Source organism: Archangium sp. (assembly GCF_057119385.1).
This window is the reverse complement of sequence record NZ_DBNGVP010000154.1, coordinates 216258-238294: the sequence shown is the minus strand read 5'-3', so window position 1 is coordinate 238294 and position 22037 is coordinate 216258. Positions and strand designations below refer to the sequence as shown.

The following is a 22037-nucleotide window of genomic DNA, read 5'->3' as shown; positions in this document are numbered from 1 at the left end:
ACCGGTGCCTTCCAACACCGACGCACCCATCGCCTGGAGCGAGTCGCTCATGCGGCGTGTGCACCCGCGGCGAGGCGGGCTGGCGGTTCCGGTCCGTCCCCTCGTCTCCGTGAAGAAGGCCTGGGCTTCGGCCCGCGAGACGTTCTCGAACCGCGGGGGGCCCGGGCACGACAAGGGCAGGTTCGGCGCGCAGACGAGGGCCCTCGCGGCGCGGTTGCACGGGACGGAGCCCGCCATCGGCACTCCCGAGGAGGACGCCATCCTCCTGGCCTTCATGCAGCACAAGGCGAACTACAACGACAAGACGCCCCACATCGATGCCACCGTCGACCTGCTGTTCTCACTGGGAGGGCCCGCCCATGCGACGCGGGCCGTACTCCTGTCGCTGGCGATGCACCTCGACGGCTCGGGCTCGAATTCCGAGGTGAAACAGGGCCCGGGGACGGACTGGTTCAACAGCCTGCTCCGGGGGGAGCTGTGCGGGCTGCCCCGGCTGCGCGCCCTGCTCGCCACCCAGACCGATGACGCGGGCTACGCGGCCGCCCGTGACGCCGCCGCGGCCCTCCAGGAGCAGGCCACCGCCGAGCAGCGTGCCGGCGCCGCCTTCCTCTTCCCCACGGAGAAGGCCTGGGTCCGCGCCGAGGCCGAGGCCTACAACCCACAGCCGGACATGCAGAGCGATCTCTTCCTCTGCTCGATCTCGGACCGCGCCACCCTCGAGCTCGTGGCGCCCCACCTCCAGGGGCTGTACCTGCTCGGCGGCTACTACACCCGGGACTACCTGCCCTCGCTGCTGGACGGCGTGGGCGTGGACGCGTTGGTGCTCCTGCGGAACATGGACACCCTGCAGTACTCCAACGCCGAGAGCCGGCGGGGTTGGGCGGAGCTCGTCTCCGTTCTCAACACCGACGAGGCGATGACGCTCCTGCTCGATCACCTCGACAAGGAGGTGACGCCCTTCGCGCTCGAGGCGGCGCTGCGTTGGCCCGGCCGCGCGCTGCGCCTGCTGGTGCCCAGGGCCGCCCAGCGCGGCAAGGAAGCGGAGGCGCAGCGCACGGTGCTCACCACCCTCGTGCGCCGCGCCCCCGAGGCCGTGCGGGCCGAGCTGCCCGCGCTGTCCGAGGAGGCGCGCAAGCTCGTCACCAGCCTCCAGGCGGGGTCCGCCGGCCCCGACGTGCCCGAGGCGAGTCCCAGCCAGCTCCCGCCCGTGCTCGCCCATCCGCCCTGGAAGACGGGCAAGCCCGCCACCCTCCCCGTCCTCGCGGACGTGACGCCGCCCGCGCTTCCCGATGCCATGGTGTGGCGCGAGGGAGAGCGCGAGGCGTGGTCCCAGGAGACGGGGCCATATGAATACGGCGAGCAGTACTCGAAATACACCCCGGCGCAGTGGGAGGGGGTACGCAAGACCCTGCCCCCGGAGACGGCGAAGCCCCGGGCGAGCTTCTTCGCGTACGCCCCCGAGGAGCTCGCCCACCACTACCTCGCGCACTTCGTGCCCACCCAATGGGGAGACGAGGGCTGGCTGCCCGCCATCGCCGCGCACCTCGGGCTCGCGGTGCTCCCCTCCCTGCGCCTGAACGTCAACGCGAAGGGAGGAGAGTCGTTCCGCCTGCTGTTGCCCTTCGGCGCCTCGCGGCTCGCTTTGCAGGTGGCCGAGGCCCTCGTGGGCTCGAAGAAGGCCCGTTACCACGCCCGCGCCTGGCTGCTCCGCCACCCCGAGCACGCCACCGCCGGGCTGCTCCCCGTCGCACTCGGCAAACAGGGCAAGGCCAGGGACGCCGCCTGCGCCGCGCTGCGCCTGCTGGCCAGCAACGGACACGAGGCCACCGTGCTCGACGTGGCCGGCCGTGTCTCGCCCCAGGTGCGCGAGGCGGCCGCGCAGGTGCTCGCGTTCGATCCGCTGCAACTCTTCCCCCAGAAGCTGCCGAGGCTGCCCGGCTTCTTCACCCCGGGAGGCCTGCCCCGGCCGCTGCTCGCCGATCGCTCGGCGAAGCTGCCCGTCGCGGCCGTGGAGACGCTCGGGATGTGCCTGGCCATCTCCTCCCTCGAGGAGCCCTATGCCGGCCTGGCGCAGGTGAAGGCCGCGTGTGAGCCGGCGAGTCTCGCCCGCTTCGCCTGGGGCCTCTTCGAGGCGTGGATGGTGGCGGGGGCGCCGAGCAAGGAGGCCTGGGCCTTCCAGGCGCTCGGCCATCTGGGTGACGACGAGTCCGCGCGGAAGCTCGCGCCGCTCATCCGCCAGTGGCCCGGGGAGGCGGCCCACGCGCGCGCCGTCACGGGACTGGACGTGCTCGCCACCATCGGCACCGACGTCACGCTCATCTACCTCAACGGCATCGCCGAGAAGGTGAAGTTCAAGGGGCTCCAGGAGAAGGCGCGGGAGAAGATCGAACAGATCGCCGAGGCCCGGGGCCTCACCCGGGACGAGCTCGCCGACCGGCTCGTGCCGGACCTGGGGCTGGACGAGAACGGCTCGCTGCCGCTGGACTTCGGCGAGCGCACCTTCACGGTGGGCTTCGACGAGCAGCTCAAACCGTTCGTGAAGGACGCCACGGGGGCGCGGCTCAAGGATCTGCCCAAGCCCACGAAGAAGGATGACGCCGGGAAGGCCCAGGCGGCCGAGGAGCGGTGGAAGGCGCTCAAGAAGGACGCGAAGGCGGCCGCGGGCCTCCAGGTGCTGCGCATGGAGCTGGCCATGTGCGCCCGGCGCCGCTGGAGCGCGGAGACGTTCCGTCAGTTCTTCGTCGAGCACCCGCTGCTCATCCACGTGGTGCGCCGCCTGGTGTGGGGCAGCTACACGGCGGACGGAAAGCTGGCGGCCACCTTCCGCGTCGCCGAGGACCGGACCTTCGCGGACGTGAACGAGGACACGTGGGCGCTCGCCGATGACGCGAGCGTGGGGATTCCGCATGCGCTGGAGCTGGATGCTCAAGCGGGGGCGTGGGGGCAGATCTTCGCGGACTACCAGTTGCTGCAACCGTTCGCGCAGCTGGGCCGCCCCATCTACACGCCAACGGCGGAAGAGCGCACGGGCACGGAGCTGGTGCGCGTGAAGGGGCTGAAGGTGAACACCGGCAAGGTGCTGGGGCTCGAGACGCGCGGCTGGCGCCGGGGTCCTCCGCAGGACGGGGGCGTGGTGGGCTGGATGGAGAAGCACCTCGGTCCGGATCGCATGATCGAGCTGGACCTCGACCCCGGCCTCTACACGGGCATGCTCTCCGAGTCGCCCGAGCAGACACTGGGCACCGTCACGGTGCGCAAGCCCAACACCTGGGGGAAGGAAGGCACGTACCCGCTCGGGACGCTCGACCCCATCCTCTTCTCCGAGCTGGTGAGGGATCTCGAGGGGCTGCGGCCCTCTTGATTCGAGGCAGATGGACGACCGGCGGGTTCGAGTCCCGCCGCGTCCAATAGAGGTTGCCCGCCGCCTTGAGTCGAACTCACTCCTAACGAGGAGACGCGGATCGCCTTGGGGGACCAAATCGGTGCTTGTCGGACCAAATTTGGACCAAATCCGGAGGCGAGCGGTACGCCAACACACTCCGCCGGTCTCCACATCTCACGCAGGCGAACACGTCGAAGTCGAACGTCTTCCTCAGAAGTTGCGCCCAGTCCACTCGCGACGTCCACTCCTTCTGCAGCTCCTTGCCGGCCGCTGCCTCGAGCGCCACGCTCGCCTCCTCCGTTCCTGCTTGGAGGAGCAGCCCCCCTGTCGCGGGGAGCACGCCGCTCGCACTCCCGCTGTCCGTCAGCAGCGATACTTCGGCACTTCGCGCGAGAGCCTGACGAGCTGCTCGCGGATCTGCTGGAGGGTTGAATCTTCGAGCGAAGCCGGAGACTCCTTCAGGAGCCAGCGGAGATACTGGTCGAGGACCTGCTGAGCCTGCTCGGTCTTGTCCTGAAGATTCAAGGCGACGAAGAGGCCCCACGCCATGAAGACCGTGTCGGGGGCCCGTCGCCCAATGGCCTTCTCGAGGGCTCGAACGCCTTCCTCATGGAGTTCCTGCTGGGCCTTGAAGTCCCGCTGCTCCCGCAGAAACGAGGAGAAATCGGCCCATGCGTCGCGTGTCTGGGGGTGGTGCTCACCCAACCTCTGACGGCGGAGGCTCAGGATCCGCTCGTGAAGTTCGCGAGTGCCCTTCTGGTCTTTCTGCACCTCGAGTGTATGGACGAGATCCGTCATCAACGAGAGGGTGGAGGGATGCTCCGCACCGAGTACCTGACTGGAGAGCACCAGCGCCTCCTCCTGGAGTTCGCGCGCCCTCGCGAGGTCCGATTGGAAGTACGCGGTGGTCGCGAGGTTCTTCATCGCGACCAGCGTCTCGGGGTGCGTCTTTCCCATGACGCGGAGATAGGCCTCGAGTAGGGCTTCCTGCATGGCCCGCGCGGTGCCGAGATCACCCTGCTTCCGAATCGTGGTAGCGAGGGCAGTCTTCGACAACAAGGTGAGAGGATGCGTCTCTCCGAGCGTACGCTGCCGGATGGACAGGACACGCTCATGCCAGGCTCTAGAGCCCTGCACATCATCCAGGTCCCAGAGGATGGTGGCGAGGTTGTTCATCGCATGGAGGGTGTCCTGGTGCTCCTCTCCCAAAAGCCGTAGGCGCGCCTCGAGCACGTGCTCCGCGAGGGGCCGGGCACCCGGGTCATGCAAATCCGCCAGCGCCAGGGAAAGATTGTTCATCAAGATGAGCGTGCCGGGATGGTCCTCCCCCAGGAGCCGCAGATGCGCTTGGAGCGTTTTCTCCAGCAACTCCCGCGCTTCCCGGGGGCGCCCTTGTTGACGCAAGGACTCCGCGCGATCGCAATCCGCACTCAGGGTGGCGAGGTGCTCCTCGCCCAGGGACTCGCGGGCTCGCTCCGCGACGGCTTGACGGAGCTCCGCCGCCAGCCTCACCCACCCCCGTATCGCCCGGAAGGTCCCCAGCCTGGAACCCAGGTCCACACCGATCGCTGGCATCAAGGAAGCCTTCAATCGCTCGAAGAGCCACTCCGCATGGGGAGCGAAGGCTTCCAGCAAGGGCCACGCTTCCGGATTCTCGGAATGAGCAGGAGACATGAACCGCGCGAGCACCGTCCCCGCTGCCTCCATCATGAGCATAGAGTTCTGCGAGCGGCTGCGGATGAAGTCCGCGAGCACCCGATGCATGGCTCCGAACATGGGCACCCGGCCCCCCGTCGCTCCGGTGACGAAGGAGCGCACCGTTATCATGCTCCGGACCGGCGGGGTGAAGAGCGGCTTCATGAGGTCGAGCAACGCAATGGGAATAGGGGCGGGTGAGAGGTGCGCGAGGAACTCGGCTGCCCGCTGTGCCTCTGGGGTGAGGCGTTCGAAAGAGATGGAGAGCGCTTCGGTGACGCCCCGTAGCTGTCCTTCCGGAATGTGCGGGCGCAGGGCCTCCATCTGCTGGTCCAATTCCAACGTGGGGCCCACGTGCCGCGACTTCTCGAACAACTCGGCCGGAGTGATGGCGCTGGCATGCATCGCTCGGTTCAGCAGTTCCAAGGCCAGCGGGAGGTGCCCGACCCAGTCCGCGATGAAGTGCCAGTCCTGGGCGCCCAGGCTGGAGCGATCCACCCCTTGTGTGAGCAAGGCCACGGACGCGTCCGGCGCGAGCGTGGGCACGGGGAGCGACTGAAGACCCTCGTTGCCCAGGGAGCGCCGGACGCGAGAGGTGACAAGTAACGCAACCCGGCCCTGCGCCGGGCACCAGGTCTTGAGCGGTCTCGGACTCTGGCCCGGGGGCGTTTCCGGAACGTTGTCCACGACGAAGAGCACGCGCTCCTTCGCGGAGACCGTGTGAAGCGCCTGCGCCAGCTCGCGTGCGGCATTGCGCTGCTGTTTGCGGAACTCGGGCAGGGGCTCGACGCCCGGATTCAGGGTGCGGAGGATGTCGTGGTGCTGCTCCTCGAGCCGCTCATCACTGACATCCGCGTCCACCCAGAAGAGCCCTCCTGGGAAGCACAGGGGCCCCAGGCGGTGCAGGTACTCCAGGGCGAGCCGCGTCTTGCCGAAACCTCCCGCCGCCTCCAACGCCCCCGAGAGCGCCGCGCCCGCCCCCTCTCCCACGTGCGAAGAGGTGAGCGCGAAGTCGATCCTCCACAGCTCATCCTCGCGACCCACGAAGGACGCGCCGATGGACGGGGGCGGGTCCAGGGGATGGAGCCGCAGGCCCGCGAGGCTCCTCGGAGGCGGGAGGGCGGACGACTGGAGAAGGCTCTCACGGGTCTCCTCCAAGCGCCCCAGCTTCTCCAGGCGCGACTCCAGGGACGGCGGCTCACCGGCCAGACACGCGCGAATCCACTGCACCAGCGCTTCGGTCTGCTCGGCCCTCGGCCACTGCATGGCCCGGAGTGGGGGCGGGAGCCGCTCCAACGTACCGGGTGACGGGTCCCAGGCGGGGAGCGCCAGTACGAGGGACGAGAGCGCCAGGGATTTGTCGACCTCGGGAGCGTTGGGCGAGAGCGCAAGGAACGGAGTCAGCGCGGCACGCAGTTCCCACAAGCAGTACCACCGCGTGAAGTACAGCTCGTCGGCGAAGGCGACGATGACGCGCGAGCCCAGCAGCGCATCCGCCAGAGCCGAGGGGAAGCGCTCACCCACCTCGATGCTCGACGTGTCGAGGAACGCGACGTCCGCGCCCAACGCCTGCTGCAGCGCCTTCGCATGCTCGAGGGACGACCCACGCGCATAGGAGATGAAGACCTGGGGACTCATGTGGCGGCGAGCCTGACGCCTTCAGCCACGGGAGTGAAGCCCGCGGAGCACGCCCGCGTCACCCCGTGTGGGCGCCAAAACGGTTGTGGCGCTGGGTGTCGCACATGAGGCCGTACACGAGCAGCAAGCACAGGATGCAGCCGGACACGTCACACTCCAGGTACCGGGCGTGCGTCCCGCTCCACGTACCGGGGCAGGCTCAGAGCGAGAGTTCCTTATGGTTTCGTCGGATTCAGTTCCAAGGTACGCATGAGCGCACCTGCTGGCTGCTCATTGCCGAGCACCAATGCCTGGGTCGCCCTGACCAGATTTTGAAGCACTTCCGCTGAGGAGAGCGCGCTGAGTGGGAGTTCAAACCAACGGAGCTCATCCGCTCCCGACCACCGGCTTTGCCCCTTGCCAGTGGGTCTGGCGATTCGAATGCCGGGTTCTGTGCTCATCAAGCGTTCGAACGTGCCCTGGTCACCCATCGCGTGGAACAGGAACCAATGGTCCAAATGAGCGTCCACCGTCGACCAACTCACTCGACCGCCAAAGCACTGAGGTCCCTGGCGCACGCCGTCGTGGAAGAAAAAGCCAAACACCGCGGCGACTCCAGTGTCAGCGTTCTCGGACACACCCGGCGGCGTTACACAGAACGCCTTGAAGTATGTGAACGGCCATTGATCCAATGAGAGCCCCATCGCCGCGCCCCCCCATCCGCTCCCGCTCCGGACCGTCCAGCCGTCTTCAGCGAAGGTGGACTGCGCATCGTCCCAGACTGCCCGCGTCTGTGCGTACACTTTCGCGATCCAGTCGAACGCCCGTCGGCCATCCTCCTGCCAGCGCATCTGTTCCTGCGTCATCTGCTCTCCTTGTAGAACTCGGCGGTGCCAACGAGTTGCGGCGCCATAGGCCACTCGTAAAAACCGCCAGGGTACCCGGGTGAGGACAGGACCTCGTCGGGATTCTGCCACCGATCAGCCCGAGCCGGGTCACGGAAGGGCTCGGTATAAAAGTCCGGGCTGCCGAGGCTCCCAAGCTGCTCGTCGAGTCGAATCGACCGGAAGCGAAACATCCGTACGCGTTCGAGGAGCTGGCAAACATCAGCCAGATGGCGGGACGACGAGCGCTTATTGACGATCACTTCATGAACATCCCGCCATGACAACCAAAAGAGTCGCTTCAACTCCTCTCCTTGACTGTGCTGCGCTAGCACACTCGCGGATTCGCGAAGCGACTCCCGTGGCATCGCTCCATGATGGGTGAGGTAGAGCAGCGCGCAGGGCAGCTCAGCATTGGTGCGGACGGCTTCAAGGAGATAATAAGCGAGCTGATCGCCGCTCCGCGCGTCACGATCAATAACCCCTAAGCCAGACTTTTCCGCGCCAAGTTTGGCCTCGACAATCACCCGACAAACGGTCCTGCCTCCTGCGCGCAAGTCAAGCCACGCGTCCGGCTCCCTTCCGCCGAGGTTCGGCCATAGCTCCACTTCGAAATCATCGAAGGCCGGCAACGCATAGCTACCCTCGAACAGCTTCGCGTGTGACAGAATGTGTCCGAGCAGCTCCGCATCCCGGCTGTACCGAAATGCGTCGAAGAACGCAGCAGTGAGCGCATCCTCGGACTCCGGGATCTTACCGTTCAGAACGAGCGAAATCACGGATACCTCCCTCCCTTGTGAGGACCGCATACTACAGTAGCCCACGAAGGTCATCTCGCACAGCGTGTGTGTGCTTCGAACTCGCGCCCGCGACCCTCCGCGTCTACGCGCCCAAGTCTACCCACCAGCACTGAGCCTGAATTCGGGCGGCCCTGCGGCCCTCCGTGGAGCACGCCTCGAGCCGAGTTGCAAGTGCAACCAAAATGGCAAGAACATGGATGTCCATTACATGCCAGAAGAGTACAGAGACGAGGCTCGAACCAAAGTCTTGTCAGACCCCTGATCCAAAATCCAAAAGACATTCTCCCGGCATGCGCGCACACCCGACCGAGGAGGATGGGGGGACAATCCATGCCGAAGGCACATGAACTCATTGACGACTTCAATGACAACCTGACGGACACGTCCAAGTGGACGGCCACTGCCAGAGGGGTGCAGGAGGTGAATCAGCGTCTCGAGTGCCGGCCTGAAACCACCTCCCCCAGATACGCGGGGTACTCCTCCAGTGCCAGGTACGACCTGACCGACTCCTTCATCCAGGTCGAGGTCATTCAGGCTCTGCTGTTCACGACGCCCACTGTCGAAACCATGCTCGCCGCCAGGGTGGATGGCAACAACATCGTCTACCTCAATGCCGCCAACAAGAGCCTGTCCTGCTACCAAGGTGTGGCGGGAAGCTACACGCTGCTCGCACGCGTCCCCTACGATCCGGAGCTCCACCGCTGGTGGCGCCTGCGCGAACGCACGGGCGTACTCCATTGGGAAGTCTCGGCCAACGGACAGGATTGGACCAGCCTGTTCAACAAGCCCGCGCCCCTGTCCCTCACCTCCGTCACCCTCGAACTCATGGCAGGCAGCATCGATGTGGCCCCCCTCCCCGGTGTGGCCATCTTCGATTCGCTCAACACCTCGGGCACCCGCCAGTCCAGACGCGTGGAAGAGCGACGCCTAGCCTCCCTGGGCACCCGCGAGAAGGCCGCCCAGCTCGCCGCCGAGCGCCCCCACCCTGAGCACTTCAACAACAACGACGAGGTCAACTACCCGGACCGGCCCTTTGTCGGCAACTACTCCAAGGGCCTCCGGCACGACTCCGTCGGCGACCCCGAGCCCATCTCCTATGGCACGCTGCTCCGGGCCCTGGAGAGCCGTGCGCCCAGTGACTTCGAGCGAATCCTCCAGCCCTCGGGCGCCGTGAAACTCACCAATCCCCAGGCCGGCTTCGCCTTCGACCTGGAGGGCCCGGACGCCCAGGCCGTCACCCAGCCTCCCGCGCCCCGCTTCGACAGCCGGGGGACGGCGGCCGAGATGGGTGAGCTGTACTGGATGGCACTCGCCCGCGACGTGCCCTTCATCAATTATGCCTCCGAGGCAGCCATCGCCAACAGCATTGTCGAGCGCGCCATCCGTTCGCTGAGCACCGAACTCCCCGCGTTCGGCGGAACCACGCCCGTCACGGCGCAGAACCTCTTCCGCGGCATCTTCCCCGGTGACCAGGTGGGCCCCTACGTTTCCCAATTCCTCTGGAAGGGTAACAGCGACCCGCGTAAGCCGGACGGCCAGGGGCGCGATGCCGACGAAGGCTTCATCACCTACGGCACGCAGGTCATCGATCAGCGCCAATGGACCGTGAAGGGCTTCCCCGATCTCGGCGCCGCCGCCGACTACCTCACTCGCCGTACAGAATGGCCGGGACGATCGGGGCAAGGACCAGTTCGACACCACCCGCCGACGCTTCATCCGCAACCTGCGCGACGGGGCCAACTTCGTTCACTTCGATCAGGTGGTGAACGCGTTCTGGAACGCCGCCTTCCTGCTGCTCTCCGAGCCCCTGGGCAACCAGCTCACAGGCATGGGCGCCAGCCGGCCCCAGGTGGATAAGGAATTCGCCTGCGATCAGGGCAACCCCTATGACCCACCGGGCACCGTCGACGACTCGCGCACCCAGGTGGGCTTCGCCACCTTCGGGCCCATCCACCTGCTGCAACTGCTCATCGAGGTGTCCGGGCGCGCCGCGCGAGCGGTGTGGTGGCAGAAGTGGGGCGTGCACCGGCGGTTGCGCCCCGAGGAGTTCGGCGGGCGCGTCGACAACCACCTGTCCAGCCCCAGCCGACGCACCTATCCAATCGACGCGTCTCTCCGCAACTCGCTGTCGACGGGGTTGCTCAGCACATACTTCCCCAGCCGCTGGGGCTCCTTCCTGCTCCCACAGGCCTACCCCGAGGGATGCCCCACCCACCCGGCCTACGGCGCGGGTCACGCCACCGTATCCGGCGCCTGCGCAACCCTTCTCAAGGCGTACTTCGATGAAAGCGCGCCCATCGAAAACCCACTCATCGCCAGTGCGGATGGGACCACTCTGGTGTCCTACACTGGGGCGGACGCCGGGCAGATGACCATCGGTGGAGAGCTCAACAAACTGGCCAGCAACATCTCCCTCTTCCGCAACGCCGCAGGCGTCCACTGGCGCTCCGACTACACCGAGTCCGTTCTGCTCGGCGAGCGCGTAGCCATCGGGTTGCTGCGCGAAATGAGCCTCACCTTCAACGAGGACGACGCCTTGTTCCTGATCACCCGCTTCGACGGCACTCCCATCCGCATCATCGACGGACGCGTGGAACCGAGTTGAGCGCATGGTGGGCCCCCGGCGCCAGACCAGGAAATTCCATTCAAGGAAGTACCTTGATGCTCCTTGCCTTACCTGAAAGGGATTGACTCGATCGTCCTCGTGCGTCTGGAACAACCCCCATCAAGCATGGGGGAGCTTGCGCAGGACCTCGGCGGCTTCTTCGTACACTCTGCCAAGCACTTCGTCCTGGGGCTTGTGTTCCTCCAGCAGGTCGGCGTCCTCCCGCTGTCCCACATACTCGAGGAGAGTTGCGGCTTTGATGCTGCGAACTGTCTCCGAGGCCGCAATCATTCTCCGGGAGACCTCGCGTAACACCGTGCGCGCCTTGGGTGGGAGCGTGGAGATGAGGCGCTCACGGTGTAAGAGCAGCAGGTTGAACAGGCGCTCACAGAAACGCCTTTCCTGCCCCTTACGTGTAGATGCCATGTTGAGCATGGACGCGGCCAGGAAGATGAACGAGGGCAGAACAGGAACCAGTTCCTCTGGCACCTCCTCATCCAACACGGTCAGGACCTTGGTCTTCTGCTCAAGGGGTACCGACTCGTCTTCAATCCACACCCGCAACTCTTGCGAAGAGCCCTCCAGCAGGCGAAGCAGGGCCCGCAGACCCTCGGAAGCAGGCGGGGCGATTCGCTGCAGTCCCGCGCGAACAGCGGGGAGCAACTCTGGATGCCGCTTGCGCCAGAGGGCGTAGACCACGTCATCCACGTCGGAACTATCTGGCGTTCCAGCGGCCAATCGGTTCAGCCTGCGTACGAGGGTCGACCTCGAACGGGTGCTCTCGAGGTGCCCAAGTGCCTCGGTGATGACCTGCACGACGGATGAGGCGTCGGAGTCCCCTCGCGATTCCTCCACGAGAAGCTGTTTCTCCAAGCGTCTGGCGCTCGTGGAACCACCCAGTTCCCCCAAGGCGAAGGCAGCCGCCTGGCGCACCTTCCCCTCGGTAGACTGGAGCATCTGCTCCAGAACGCCGTGGACCCTTCTGGGCTGCGCCTCGCGCAATGTCGCCACCAGGGCACGTGCCCTCTCCTGCTCTCCCCAGTGGAAGGCATCCACCAGCTCCGACCGCCACTGCTCCACATCGATTTCCCGTGCCATGGGGCGCTCCAGAATCCAGGCTACCTCACTGGTATGGGCGCTCGAAGCACCACGCCCCTTTCCTCTCCAGCGTCCTGCCGCCAACAGGACACGCGCGGCTCGCGACCACCACCCCTGCCTCCCTGCTATACGGCCAGCGCCGCCAGCGCCATCTCCCCAACGCCCCCGGGAGTCCCCGGAGGCGGGCGCTGTTACGTGGTGCAGATGGCCCGCTTCTCCTCTTCAGCCCTGGAGCTCCCCAGGCGCCCTGCTCGTCCACCTCCTCGCCAGGGGCCTCGATGAGCCATTCCATCAAAGCCCCCTGGGATGACGAGAGTCAGCTCGTCCACCTGCTCGCCAGCCACACGGTCGAGGCGTTCTTCATGATGGACGCCCAGGGGCTCGTCACCTACGCCAACCCCGCCGCCGAGCGGATGTTCGGCTGGGGCCGACAGGAACTGCTCGGGCAGGTCCTCCACGATCTCGTCCACCACCACCACCCCGATGGCTCCCCCTTCCCCATGGACACCTGCCCCCTTGGCCAGGTGATGCGCGAGGGACAGCCCGTCCGGGACCACGAGGACCTCTTCATCCACCGGGATGGCTCGTTCATCCCCGTCTACTGCTCCAATGCCCCCATCCTCGCCGAGGGGCACATCCTGGGCGCCGCCCTGGTCGTCCACGACATCTCCGCGCGCAAGCGCGCCGAGCAGGCCCGGGCCGAGCAGGTGCGGCAGTTCCAACTCCTCGCCGACACCCTCCCCCACCTCGCCTGGATGTCCCGGCCCGATGGCACCTGCGAGTACGTCAACCGGCCCTGGTGCGAGTACACCGGCCTCTCCATGGAGGAGTCGCTCGGGTACGGCTGGACGCGCGCGATCCACCCGGAAGACCTGGCTCGCGTCCTGTCGCACTGGCAGCGGACGCGGGACACCCTCGACGGCCAGGAGGCCGAGCTCCGGCTGCGCCGGGCCAGGGATGGCGCCTGGCGGTGGTTCATCGCCCGGGCCCAGCCCGCGCGGGCCGCGGACGGAACCCTCCTGCAGTGGATCGGCTCCTGCACCGACATCGACGAGCAACGGCGCGCCGGCCAGGAACGGATGGAATTGCTGCGGCGTGTGCAGGCGGCCCATGCGGCGGCCGAGGAAGCCAACCGGCTCAAGGATGACTTCCTCGCCACCGTGTCCCATGAGCTGCGCACGCCCCTGACGGCGATGCTCGGCTGGCTCCAACTCCTGCGCTCCGGACGCCTGTCCGAGGAGAAGCGCGCCCGCGCCCTCGACACGGTGGAGCGCAACGCCCGCGCCCAGGCTCAGGTCATCGAGGACCTGCTCGACATCTCGCGCATCATCACCGGCAAGCTCCGCCTGGAGCCCGGGCCCCTGGACATGCGCAACGTGGTGGAGGCCGCGCTCGAGTCCACGCGGCCGCTCGCCGACACCAAGGGCGTGAGGCTCGAGCTGGACACGCGCGAGGAGCCCCTGCCCATGTGGGGCGACGCCGGGCGGCTCCAGCAGGTGGTGTGGAACCTGCTGAGCAACGCCATCAAGTTCACCCCCCAGGGCGGCCGCGTCACCGTCCAACTGCGCCCGCTGGACGGCTCGGTGGAGCTGCGGGTGACGGACACCGGCGTGGGCATCTCCCCCGCCTTCCTGCCCCATCTCTTCGAGCGCTTCCGCCAGCAGGACAGCAGCAGCCGCCGGTCGCATGGCGGGCTCGGGATCGGCCTGGCCATCGTGCACCACCTCGTCGAGCTGCACGGCGGCCAGGTCTCAGCGCACAGCCCGGGCGTGGGCCTCGGCTCGAGCTTCGTCCTGCTCCTGCCCCGCGAGCCCCGCCCCGCTCCTCCGGCTCCCACTCCAGCCGCTCCGCCTCCCGTCCCCGCGCACATGGAGGAGGAAGTGCCGCCGGCCCGCTCCGTGCTCGCCGGCCTGCGCCTGCTGCTCGTGGAGGACCAGGAGGACACGCGGGAGATGCTCCGCATCGTGCTGGAAGACCACGGCGCCCGGGTCCGTGCGGTGGCCTCCGCGGCCGAGGCCTTCCACTGCCTCCGGGAGTGGCGGCCGGACCTGCTCCTCTCGGACATCGGGCTGCCCGGGGAGAACGGCTACGAGCTCCTCCAGCGCATCCGCGCCCTGCCCGCCGCGGAGGGCGGGCTCACCCCGGCCATCGCGCTCACCGCCTACGCGCGCGCCGAGGACCGGGCGCGGGCCCTGAGCGCGGGCTTCGACATGCACGTGCCCAAGCCCATCAAGGAGGCGGAGTTGCTCGCCGTCCTCGCCGCCGCGACCGAGCGGCTCGCGGCCGGGGAGACGTCACGCACCCGGGACGCGCCGTAGCGACGACGCGCCCGCCGCTCAGGCGCCGCAGAGATCGTCGTGGAAATCGACGTTCGACTCCATGCCGCTGTCGTCCACGACCTTGAAGTCGATCTCCAGCCTGTTGAAGTTGTCCCGGGTGGACGTCTGCGCGCAGGAGTAGCTCTTGGTCCAGCTCCCCGAGGCCCAGGAGCCAATGGACGAGGTGCCATTGCTGTACCGGATGGTCCGCCTCCACATGGGCGTGTAGATGCCCGTGCCGCCACTGGCGCCGCCGGTGCAGCTGAGGCTGGTCGTCGACACGCGCGAGCAGGAGAGCGTGGCCGTGGGGCAGGCCTGGACAACCGTCTGGGAGCTCGTCTGGGGCGTGTTGCCCGTGCAGATCTCCGTCTGCCCCGCGCTGTCGCGGTTCATGGGGTAGGCCTTCACCTGGAAGGTGTGTGAGCCGCAGGTGATTCCCGAGACGCTGAAGGACCAGTTTCCCCGGTAGACGCCCGCAACGGAGTCATAGGTGCCGTAGGACTCCTGCCTGCTGCGCTCGACACCATCGACGTAGAACAGCAGGTACGCCCCGTTGGCGAAGGTGGAGGTCGTCCAGGTTCCCGCCCCGGCCAGCACGCCGCCGTAGGAGCTGACCCCGTTCAGGCCCAGCTGGCTCACGCTCATGACCGAGCACATCGCCGATTCCCGGGTGCCCGTCGGCTCCTCGGCAACGCCGGCTCCCTCCTCGGGGGCACCCCCACAGGCGGTCAGCAACAGCCCGGAGAGCATGGCACTCAGGAAAGAACGCTTCTGGACTCGTCGCATCGTCGGGCTCCTCTCAGCTCAATGACAGGCACGGGGGCCGACGTCGAATATGACACGAATCGCCTTCCGGTAAAACAATAAAAAACCGCCCAAGCTGTCCAAGTGGAGCAACGGGAGATCGTGGTCTCCCGCGGCGCTCAAGAGGCTGGCGTGTCCCACCCCACTTGGGTACGAGGTGCTCCCGATGGCGACGACCCGGAAGAAGAACACCGCCCCCACCCCGGCCGACAGCGGCCCGGCGAAGGACGTCCAGCGGCCTCCCGCGGAGACCCTCCACGCGGAGGAGCTGGAGAAGCTGCGGGCCCACGATGACGCGCCGAAGCCCCCGGGCTGGAGCATGTCCCTGCACGCGGTGCGCCGCTTCATCCTCGGAGACGAGTCGCTGGGCGTGCAGCGCAAGTTCGTGGGCAACCCGAGCCTCGTGGACCGGGCCATGGTGACGCTGGCCACCAACCGCGGATTGATGCTCGTGGGCGAGCCCGGCACGGCCAAGAGCCTCCTGTCCGAGCTGCTCGCCGCCGCCATCTCCGGCACCTCCACGCTGACCATCCAGGGCGGCGCGTCCGTCACGGAGGATCAGATCAAATACTCGTGGAACTACGCGCTCCTCGTGTCCGAGGGCCCCACGCCCCGCGCGCTCGTGCCCGCCCCGCTCTACACGGGCATGAAGGAGGGCAAGGTGGTGCGCTTCGAGGAGATCACCCGCTGCCCCCTCGAGGTGCAGGACTCGCTGCTGTCCATGCTGTCGGACCGGGTGCTGGCGGTGCCGGAGCTGAAGGACGAGGACGCCATGGTGTTCGCGCGGGACGGCTTCAACGTCATCGCCACCGCGAACACGCGCGACCGCGGCGTCAACGAGATGAGCGCGGCGCTCAAGCGGCGCTTCAACTTCGAGACGGTGTTCCCCATCGGCGACTTCAACACCGAGCTGTCCCTGGTGCGCAACGAGACGAAGCGGCTGCTGGAGCGCTCGGGCGTGCCAGTGACGCCCTCGGAGGACCTGCTGGAGGTGCTGGTCACCACGTTCCGCGAGCTGCGGGCCGGCGAGACGAGCGACGGCCAGGCGATGGAGCGGCTGTCGGCGGTGCTCTCCACGGCGGAGGCCGTGTCGGTGGCCCACGCGGTGGGCGTGCGCGGCTACTACCTGCGCGGGGATGGAGGCTCGGCGGCGGACCTGGTGGAGACGCTGGCCGGCACCGCGGCGAAGGACAGCCCCGAGGATCTCAAGCGTCTGCGCGCGTACCTGGAGCAGCGGGTGGCGCGCCGCAACGGACCCCAATGGCGCGCCCTGTACGAGGCCCGCCACCTCCTGCCGGGCTGACACCGTGGGCATGCAGGGGACTCCGGGCCTCCATGTCGTCGGCGTGCGCCACCACAGCCCGGCGTGTGCCCGCGTCGTGGCCCACACGCTGCGCGAGGTGAAGCCCCGCCACGTGCTCATCGAGGGCCCGGCGGACATGAACGCCCGCCTGGACGAGCTGCTCCTCCCGCACGAGCTGCCGCTGGCCATCTTCAGCAGCTACCGCGACGAGTCGCGCACCCATGCCTCGTGGACGCCCTTCTGTGCCTACTCGCCCGAGTGGGTGGCCCTGACGGAGGGCAAGGCGGCCGGCGCGCAGGTGCGCTTCATGGACCTGCCCGCCTGGGACAAGTCCTTCCACGGCGTGCGCAACCGCTACTCGGACGGCGAGCGCCGCACCGCCCGGCTCATCGAGACGCTCTGCCGCAAGCTGGGCCTGGAGGGGATGGATGCCCTGTGGGATCACCTCTTCGAGCAACCGTGCGAGCTGGACACCCTGGCGGAGCGGCTGCGCGTCTACTTCGACTCGTTCCGCGGCGAGGAGGAGGCCACCGAGAGCGACCACCGGCGCGAGGCCTTCATGCTCGCGCACGTGGAGGCCGCGCTGGCCCTGGGAGACGGGCCCGTGCTGGTGGTGTGCGGCGGCTTCCACGCGCCCGTGCTCGCGCGGGCCACGGTGAAGCCGGGCACCCCCTTCCCCGAGACGCCGAGCCACCCGTCCGCGCGCAGCTACCTCGTGCCGTACAGCTTCCGCCGCCTGGACTCCTTCACCGGCTACGAGTCCGGCATGCCCTCCCCCGCCTTCTACCAGGCGGTGTGGGAGCTCGGTCCCGAGAAGGCCCCGGAGCACATGCTCCGCGCCGCCGTCACCCGGTTGCGCGGCCGCGGACAGCACATCTCCTCGGCGGACCTGATCGCCACCTCCGTCATGGCCGAGGGACTCGGACGTCTGCGCGCCCACTCGGCCCTGGCGCGCTCGGACCTGCTCGACGGCATGGCGGCCGCCCTGGTGAAGGACGCGCTCGACGTGGCGCTGCCGTGGACGATGCGCGGCGTCCTCTCCCCGGACACGGATCCGCTCCTCGCCGAGGTGCTGCGCGCCTTCTCGGGCGAGCGCACGGGCCGCATCAGCGACCTCACCCCGAGGCCCCCGCTGCTCGCCGACGTGGAGCGCGCCCTGACCACCCACGAGCTCCGGCCGCAGGGGCGCGCCCGGAAGGTGAACGTGGAGCTGCGCGAGCCGGCGCACCTGGAGCGCAGCCGCACGTTGCACCGGCTGCGGGTGCTCGGCATCCCCGGCTTCACGCGGGACGCGGGCCCCACCTTCCCCACCGAGCCCGTGCTCCAGGAGTCCTGGACGGTCTCGCCCTCGGAGGACTTCATCTCCTGGGTCATCGAGGCCTCGGGCTGGGGTCCCACGCTGGAGGGAGCGGCCACCGGACGGCTCGAGGAGGCACTCGGCACGGCGGGCCCGGACCTGGGCAAGCTCGCGCTGCTGCTCGCCGAGAGCCTCTTCATCGGCGCGAAGGGCCTGGCGCAGCGTGTGCTCGAGAGCGTGGCCGCGCAGGCCCTGCACGAGCCGGATCTCACCCGCCTGGGCACCGCCCTGGAGCGGCTGCTCTCCGTGTGGCGCCATGACGTGCTGTTCGGCGCCCAGGGCTCGGCCGAGGTGGGCACCGTCATCGCGGCGGCCTTCGATCGGGGACTCTGGCTGCTCGAGCAGCTCGACGGGCCCGCGCTTCCCGCGGACGAGGGACACCTGCGCGCCATGGCCGCGCTGCGCGACACGCTCCGCTTCGCGGGCCGGGCCCTCTCGCTCGACGAGACGCACGCCGCCGCAGTGTTCGAGCGCCGCATGGCCGATCTCCGCGCCCCGCCCGCCGTGCGAGGTGCCGCGCTCGGGGCGCTCTGGTCCCTGTCCCGCTTCTCCGACGAGGCCAGCGCCGAGGCCGCCGCCATCCGCGCGACCCGGTCCGCCGCACGTCCCGCCATCCTGGGCGACTTCCTGGCCGGCCTGTTCCGGCTCGCCCGCGAGCAGGTGGTGCGCGCGCCGCCCGTCACCGCCGTGCTGGACGAGGTGCTCCGCGAGCTGCCCCAGGAGGACTTCCTCGTCGCCGTCCCGGCCCTGCGCCTGGCCTTCGGCTTCTTCCCGCCCCAGGAGAAGGAGGACATCGCCCGGTCGATCCTCACGCTCCACGGCAAGGATCCCTCCGGCGCCCGGTCACTGCTCCGCCTCGAGGTGGCTCCGGCGATCGTCGCCGCGGGCGCGGCGCTGGACGAGGAGGTGGAGCAGGTGCTGGCCCGCCATGGGCTGCTGCGGCCCCCCGAGGGAGGTGCACGATGACGCTGGATCCCCTGGCGCGCTGGCGCCTCGTGCTCGGCGAGGCTGCCGAGGGAGCACTCGGCGGCAGCCTGGACGCGCAGGGCCGCGCCATGAACGCGGCGCTCGAGTGGCTGTACGGGCGCGAGGGAGACCTCGCCGAGCGCGACGTGCGGGGGCGTCAGGGCGGCCTGGGCCCGTCCTCGCTCAGCGTCCCGGACTGGATCAACGAGGTCCACACCCTCTTCCCCCAGGAGACCATCGAGCGCCTCGAGCGTGATGCCGTCGAGCGCTACAAGATCGACGAGGTGGTGACGCGGGCCGATGTGCTCTCGCGCGTGGAGCCCAACGAGACGCTGCTGCGCGCCGTGCTGCGCACCAAGCACCTCATGAATCCCGAGGTGCTCGCGGTGGCCCGCCGCATCGTCGAGAAGGTGGTGCGCGACCTGATGGAGAAGCTCAGCAAGGAGGTCCGCCAGACCTTCTCGGGCGTGCTCGACCGGCGCCGCCGCTCGCCGCTGAAGGTGGCGCGCAACTTCGACTTCCGGCGCACGCTGCGCGAGAACCTGGACCGCTACTCCCCCACCGAGCGCAGGGTCTCCATCGAGCACGCCGCGTTCTTCTCGCGCACCCGGAAGTACACCGAGCGCTGGCAGGTCATCCTCCTGGTGGATCAATCCGGGAGCATGACGTCATCGGTCATCCACTCGGCCGTCACCGCGGCCTGTCTGTGGGGGCTGCCGGGCATCCAGACGCACCTGGTCGCCTTCGACACCGCCGTGGTGGATCTCACCCGCGAGGTGACCGATCCCGTGGAGCTGCTGATGAAGGTGCAGCTCGGAGGCGGCACGGACATCCAGAAGGCGGTGGCCTACGGCGCGGGGCTCATCGAGTCCCCTCGTCGGAGCATCGTCGTCCTCATCACCGACTTCTACGAGGGCGGCGGCCCCGAGCTGCTCGTGCGCCGCGTGAAGGAGCTGTGTGCCCAGGGGACGAAGGTGCTGGGGCTCGCGGCGCTCGAACCGGATGCGACCCCCAACTACGACCGGGACCTCGCCCGGCGGCTGGTGGACGTGGGCGCCCACGTGGGAGCGATGACGCCCGGCCAGCTCGCGGCGTGGATCGCCGAGAAGGTGCGCGCATGAGCCGCCCGGATCTCCTCGCCCTCACCCCGCAGGCCGTCGCGAGCGTGTCCAACCTGGGCCTGGTGAAGCGCGCCCAGAAGGAGCTCGAGCAGGGCAAGGGTCCCCGGCTGGAGGAGCTGGCCGATGGCACGGTGGTGGGCACCTTCGAGGAGGGCATCACGGCCCGGCTCCTCCCGGGCAAGAGCCTGAAGGACAGCCCCTGCTCGTGCAACTCCACCACCGTGTGCCGGCATCGCGTGGCCGTGGCACTCGCCTACCCGGCGTTCGCCCACGCCTCGAGCGCGGCTGCGGCACCGGAGAAGGCCGCGGAGGCCACGCCGGAGCCACCCTGGTCCCCGGGCTCGGTGGAGGACAAGACCCTGGAGGAGGTGGTTCCCCGCCGCTCGCTGGAGCGGGCCGAGTCCCTCCGCGAGCGCGGCTACCTCGCGCAGGTGCGCCGGGGGACGTTCGTGGGCGAGGACATTCCCACCGTGTCGCTCGCCACGTGCACGGTGCGCTTCCTCGTGCCGCGGAACCTGGGCTACGCGCGCTGCGACTGCTCGGTGGGCACGGGCTGCGAGCACCTGCCGCTCGCCATCTGGGCCTTCCGCGCCGCCGACGCGAAGGACCCCACGAGCCGCGAGCTCTCCGTCGAGGTGGCGCGAGGACACGTCGCGTCGCACGAGGGCGGGCCCGCGATGGACGCGGCGAGCGATCTGGCCAGCTTCCTCCTGTTGGAGGGCGCCCAGCACGCCAGCACCGGCCTCGCGGGGCGCTTCGCGGTGGCACGCGCGAGCCTCGCGGACGTGAAGATGGCCTGGCCGCTCGCGGCGCTGGAGGAGCTGGAGGATCTGCTCGGCGCCTACGTGAGCCGAGGTGCCCGCTACACCCCGGCGAAGCTCTCGGCCACCCTGGCGGAGCTCCTCGCCCGGCTGCGCGCCGCCCGCACCTCGGGCGCCGTCCCGCCCCGCGCGGTGCTGGGCATGGACGAGGCCCCCGAGACGAAGCTCGACTACGTCCGGCTGGTGTCGCTCGGAGCGCGGCTGTTCGCCGATGGCCGGGAGCGCCGCGCGGAGCTGGTGCTCGCGGATCCGGCCAGCGCGAGCCTCCTCGTCGTGCGCCGCGCCTTCACCTACGCGGAGGATCAAACCCCCGAGGACGGCGCCGAGCTCGGACGCCGCCAGGGGGCTCCCGGTGCGACCCTCGAGGCCCTCGCGCGGGGACAGGTGGTGACCTCGGGGGCCACGCGCCTGCCGGATCGCCTCGTGGTGTTCTCCACGCGTGGGCTGCAGCGCACCTCGGTGACGCCGCAGTCCGGGGACTGGAGCCAGCTGCCGGCGCCATTGCTCGTGAAGGATGTCTCCGCGCTGGAGGCCTCCCTGCGGGCCCGGCCTCCGCGCTTCCTGCGGCCCCGGCAGCTCGCCGAGAACGTGCACGCCTTCGAGGTCTCCCGCGTCGTGGACGTGTCCTATTCTCCGGGCGCCCAGCTGGTGCGCGCGGAGCTGGAGGACGCGAGCGGGCACGGCTTCCTCGTGGAGCTGTCCCACCGCGCCGTGGCCCCTGGGGCGCTGGATGCGCTCGCCGAGGGACTGGCCGGAAAGCGCGGGGCGCCGCGCTACGTCTCGGGTGAGGTGCGGAGGACCGCCCGGGGCCTCGTCGTCGAGCCGCTGGCGCTCTCCTGCGAGGGCTCGGGGGTGGTGGTGCTCGACGTGCAACCCGCCACCTCGACGGGGCCGCTGCGAACCTCTGGGGACAGGCCAGCCCTGGAGCCCCTCCCGGCGGCCCTGGCCGAGCTGGAAGGCTGTCTCGCGGACGCGGTGCACCAGGGCCTGCGCCACGTCGTCCCGGCCTGGGGCACCCGGCTCTCCACCGTGGCCGCGCGGGTCCAGGAGCTGGGGATGAAGCGCTTGGCGCAAGACCTGGGCGCGCTCGCCACGAAGCTGGACGCGGCCCGCGCCTCCGGACTCCCTGGCGACGAGGCGGCGCTCGCGGCCGCCTGGGCCGATGCCGCCCTCCGCGTCACCGTGGGGCTCGAGCAGCTCGGGGCGTAGGCCCCCTCCCTACTTGTCAGGAATCAAACACTCTGATGAGTCTGGAAAGTTTCAGTT

At 69.0% G+C, this 22037-nt stretch carries 16 protein-coding genes, 1 tRNA gene and 1 pseudogene; 9 read left to right on the top strand and 9 right to left on the bottom strand.

Going from position 1 to position 22037, the window contains the following annotated elements; all coding sequences use genetic code 11:
- Positions 1-933: 933 nt before the first annotated feature.
- The 4 genes from AC16DP_RS37160 to AC16DP_RS37145 all read right to left on the bottom strand — a co-directional run bounded on the left by AC16DP_RS37160 (position 934) and on the right by AC16DP_RS37145 (position 2682).
- Complete coding sequence (locus AC16DP_RS37160; protein ID WP_329726118.1) at positions 934-1248, bottom strand: hypothetical protein; 315 nt, start codon at positions 1246-1248, stop codon at positions 934-936.
- A gap of 435 nt (positions 1249-1683) precedes the next feature.
- Positions 1684-2037, bottom strand: coding sequence for a hypothetical protein (locus AC16DP_RS37155; RefSeq protein WP_329726119.1), 354 nt, complete (start codon positions 2035-2037; stop codon positions 1684-1686).
- Positions 2038-2055: 18 nt separating this feature from the next.
- Positions 2056-2319, bottom strand: coding sequence for a hypothetical protein (locus AC16DP_RS37150; RefSeq protein ID WP_329726120.1), 264 nt, complete (start codon positions 2317-2319; stop codon positions 2056-2058).
- Entirely contained in the window at positions 2320-2682 is a 363-nt protein-coding gene (locus AC16DP_RS37145) for a hypothetical protein (RefSeq protein WP_329726121.1), read from the bottom strand.
- Here AC16DP_RS37145 and AC16DP_RS37140 point away from each other — a divergent pair.
- Both AC16DP_RS37140 and AC16DP_RS37135 read left to right on the top strand, forming a co-directional pair.
- Positions 2570-3043: pseudogene (locus AC16DP_RS37140) on the top strand (DUF4132 domain-containing protein); the annotation flags it as partial. The gene AC16DP_RS37145 and the pseudogene AC16DP_RS37140 overlap by 113 nt on opposite strands.
- 253 nt (positions 3044-3296) lie before the next feature.
- A tRNA-OTHER gene (locus AC16DP_RS37135) sits at positions 3297-3407 on the top strand.
- Between the two features lie 338 nt (positions 3408-3745).
- Here AC16DP_RS37135 and AC16DP_RS37130 read toward each other — a convergent pair.
- From AC16DP_RS37130 to AC16DP_RS37120, 3 genes are all read right to left on the bottom strand, one after another.
- On the bottom strand, positions 3746-6715 hold the full coding sequence (locus AC16DP_RS37130) for a tetratricopeptide repeat protein (RefSeq protein ID WP_329726123.1): 2970 nt from the start codon (positions 6713-6715) through the stop codon (positions 3746-3748).
- A 215-nt stretch (positions 6716-6930) separates the two neighbouring features.
- Positions 6931-7560: a hypothetical protein gene (locus tag AC16DP_RS37125; RefSeq protein WP_329726124.1), complete on the bottom strand. Its 630-nt coding sequence runs from the start codon at positions 7558-7560 to the stop codon at positions 6931-6933.
- Entirely contained in the window at positions 7557-8357 is an 801-nt protein-coding gene (locus AC16DP_RS37120; protein ID WP_329726125.1) for a hypothetical protein, read from the bottom strand. Before AC16DP_RS37120 ends, AC16DP_RS37125 begins: the two co-directional genes overlap by 4 nt.
- 351 nt (positions 8358-8708) lie before the next feature.
- Between AC16DP_RS37120 and AC16DP_RS37115 the strand changes: the two genes are divergently transcribed.
- Positions 8709-10235 (top strand): hypothetical protein, encoded by a 1527-nt coding sequence (locus tag AC16DP_RS37115; protein ID WP_329726126.1) that lies wholly within the window; start codon positions 8709-8711, stop codon positions 10233-10235.
- Positions 10141-10983 (top strand): vanadium-dependent haloperoxidase, encoded by an 843-nt coding sequence (locus tag AC16DP_RS37110; RefSeq protein WP_329726127.1) that lies wholly within the window; start codon positions 10141-10143, stop codon positions 10981-10983. The genes AC16DP_RS37115 and AC16DP_RS37110 overlap by 95 nt, the downstream gene beginning before the upstream one ends.
- Positions 10984-11103: 120 nt before the next feature.
- On the opposite strand, the gene AC16DP_RS37105 is transcribed toward AC16DP_RS37110, so the two are convergent.
- A complete protein-coding gene (locus AC16DP_RS37105; RefSeq protein ID WP_329726128.1) occupies positions 11104-12081 on the bottom strand; it encodes a HEAT repeat domain-containing protein in 978 nt (325 codons plus the stop codon).
- 278 nt (positions 12082-12359) lie between these two features.
- Here AC16DP_RS37105 and AC16DP_RS37100 point away from each other — a divergent pair, with 278 nt between their 5' ends.
- Positions 12360-14399: a PAS domain-containing hybrid sensor histidine kinase/response regulator gene (locus AC16DP_RS37100; RefSeq protein WP_329726129.1), complete on the top strand. Its 2040-nt coding sequence runs from the start codon at positions 12360-12362 to the stop codon at positions 14397-14399.
- Positions 14400-14417: 18 nt separating this feature from the next.
- Here AC16DP_RS37100 and AC16DP_RS37095 read toward each other — a convergent pair whose 3' ends face one another.
- Entirely contained in the window at positions 14418-15185 is a 768-nt protein-coding gene (locus tag AC16DP_RS37095; protein ID WP_329726130.1) for a hypothetical protein, read from the bottom strand.
- Between the two features lie 184 nt (positions 15186-15369).
- Between AC16DP_RS37095 and AC16DP_RS37090 the strand changes: the two genes are divergently transcribed.
- Genes AC16DP_RS37090 through AC16DP_RS37075 form a run of 4 tightly spaced genes read left to right on the top strand, consistent with a single transcriptional unit; the run spans position 15370 to position 21980 of the window.
- Positions 15370-16506, top strand: coding sequence for an AAA family ATPase (locus tag AC16DP_RS37090; protein ID WP_329726131.1), 1137 nt, complete (start codon positions 15370-15372; stop codon positions 16504-16506).
- Between the two features lie 10 nt (positions 16507-16516).
- Positions 16517-18829 (top strand): DUF5682 family protein, encoded by a 2313-nt coding sequence (locus AC16DP_RS37085; protein ID WP_329726132.1) that lies wholly within the window; start codon positions 16517-16519, stop codon positions 18827-18829.
- Positions 18826-19950, top strand: a complete 1125-nt coding sequence (locus AC16DP_RS37080) for a VWA domain-containing protein (protein WP_329726133.1) — start codon at positions 18826-18828, stop codon at positions 19948-19950. The genes AC16DP_RS37085 and AC16DP_RS37080 overlap by 4 nt, the downstream gene beginning before the upstream one ends.
- Complete coding sequence (locus AC16DP_RS37075) at positions 19947-21980, top strand: hypothetical protein (RefSeq protein ID WP_329726134.1); 2034 nt, start codon at positions 19947-19949, stop codon at positions 21978-21980. The genes AC16DP_RS37080 and AC16DP_RS37075 overlap by 4 nt, the downstream gene beginning before the upstream one ends.
- Positions 21981-22037: the final 57 nt, after the last annotated feature.

What these genes read in the sequence shown, in the direction of transcription:
- AC16DP_RS37155 (WP_329726119.1), bottom strand. Translation starts at nt 2,037, where the DNA reads ATGGCCAGGCACATCCCGAGCGTCTCCACGGCCGCGACGGGCAGCTTC.
- AC16DP_RS37150 (WP_329726120.1), bottom strand. Translation starts at nt 2,319, where the DNA reads ATGAGCGTGACGTCGGTGCCGATGGTGGCGAGCACGTCCAGTCCCGTG.
- AC16DP_RS37145 (WP_329726121.1), bottom strand. Translation starts at nt 2,682, where the DNA reads ATGCGCAGCACCTGGAGGCCCGCGGCCGCCTTCGCGTCCTTCTTGAGC.
- AC16DP_RS37130 (WP_329726123.1), bottom strand. Translation starts at nt 6,715, where the DNA reads ATGAGTCCCCAGGTCTTCATCTCCTATGCGCGTGGGTCGTCCCTCGAG.
- AC16DP_RS37125 (WP_329726124.1), bottom strand. Translation starts at nt 7,560, where the DNA reads ATGACGCAGGAACAGATGCGCTGGCAGGAGGATGGCCGACGGGCGTTC.
- AC16DP_RS37115 (WP_329726126.1), top strand. Translation starts at nt 8,709, where the DNA reads ATGCCGAAGGCACATGAACTCATTGACGACTTCAATGACAACCTGACG.
- AC16DP_RS37105 (WP_329726128.1), bottom strand. Translation starts at nt 12,081, where the DNA reads ATGGCACGGGAAATCGATGTGGAGCAGTGGCGGTCGGAGCTGGTGGAT.
- AC16DP_RS37100 (WP_329726129.1), top strand. Translation starts at nt 12,360, where the DNA reads ATGAGCCATTCCATCAAAGCCCCCTGGGATGACGAGAGTCAGCTCGTC.
- AC16DP_RS37095 (WP_329726130.1), bottom strand. Translation starts at nt 15,185, where the DNA reads ATGCGACGAGTCCAGAAGCGTTCTTTCCTGAGTGCCATGCTCTCCGGG.
- AC16DP_RS37090 (WP_329726131.1), top strand. Translation starts at nt 15,370, where the DNA reads ATGGCGACGACCCGGAAGAAGAACACCGCCCCCACCCCGGCCGACAGC.
- AC16DP_RS37085 (WP_329726132.1), top strand. Translation starts at nt 16,517, where the DNA reads ATGCAGGGGACTCCGGGCCTCCATGTCGTCGGCGTGCGCCACCACAGC.
- AC16DP_RS37080 (WP_329726133.1), top strand. Translation starts at nt 18,826, where the DNA reads ATGACGCTGGATCCCCTGGCGCGCTGGCGCCTCGTGCTCGGCGAGGCT.
- AC16DP_RS37075 (WP_329726134.1), top strand. Translation starts at nt 19,947, where the DNA reads ATGAGCCGCCCGGATCTCCTCGCCCTCACCCCGCAGGCCGTCGCGAGC.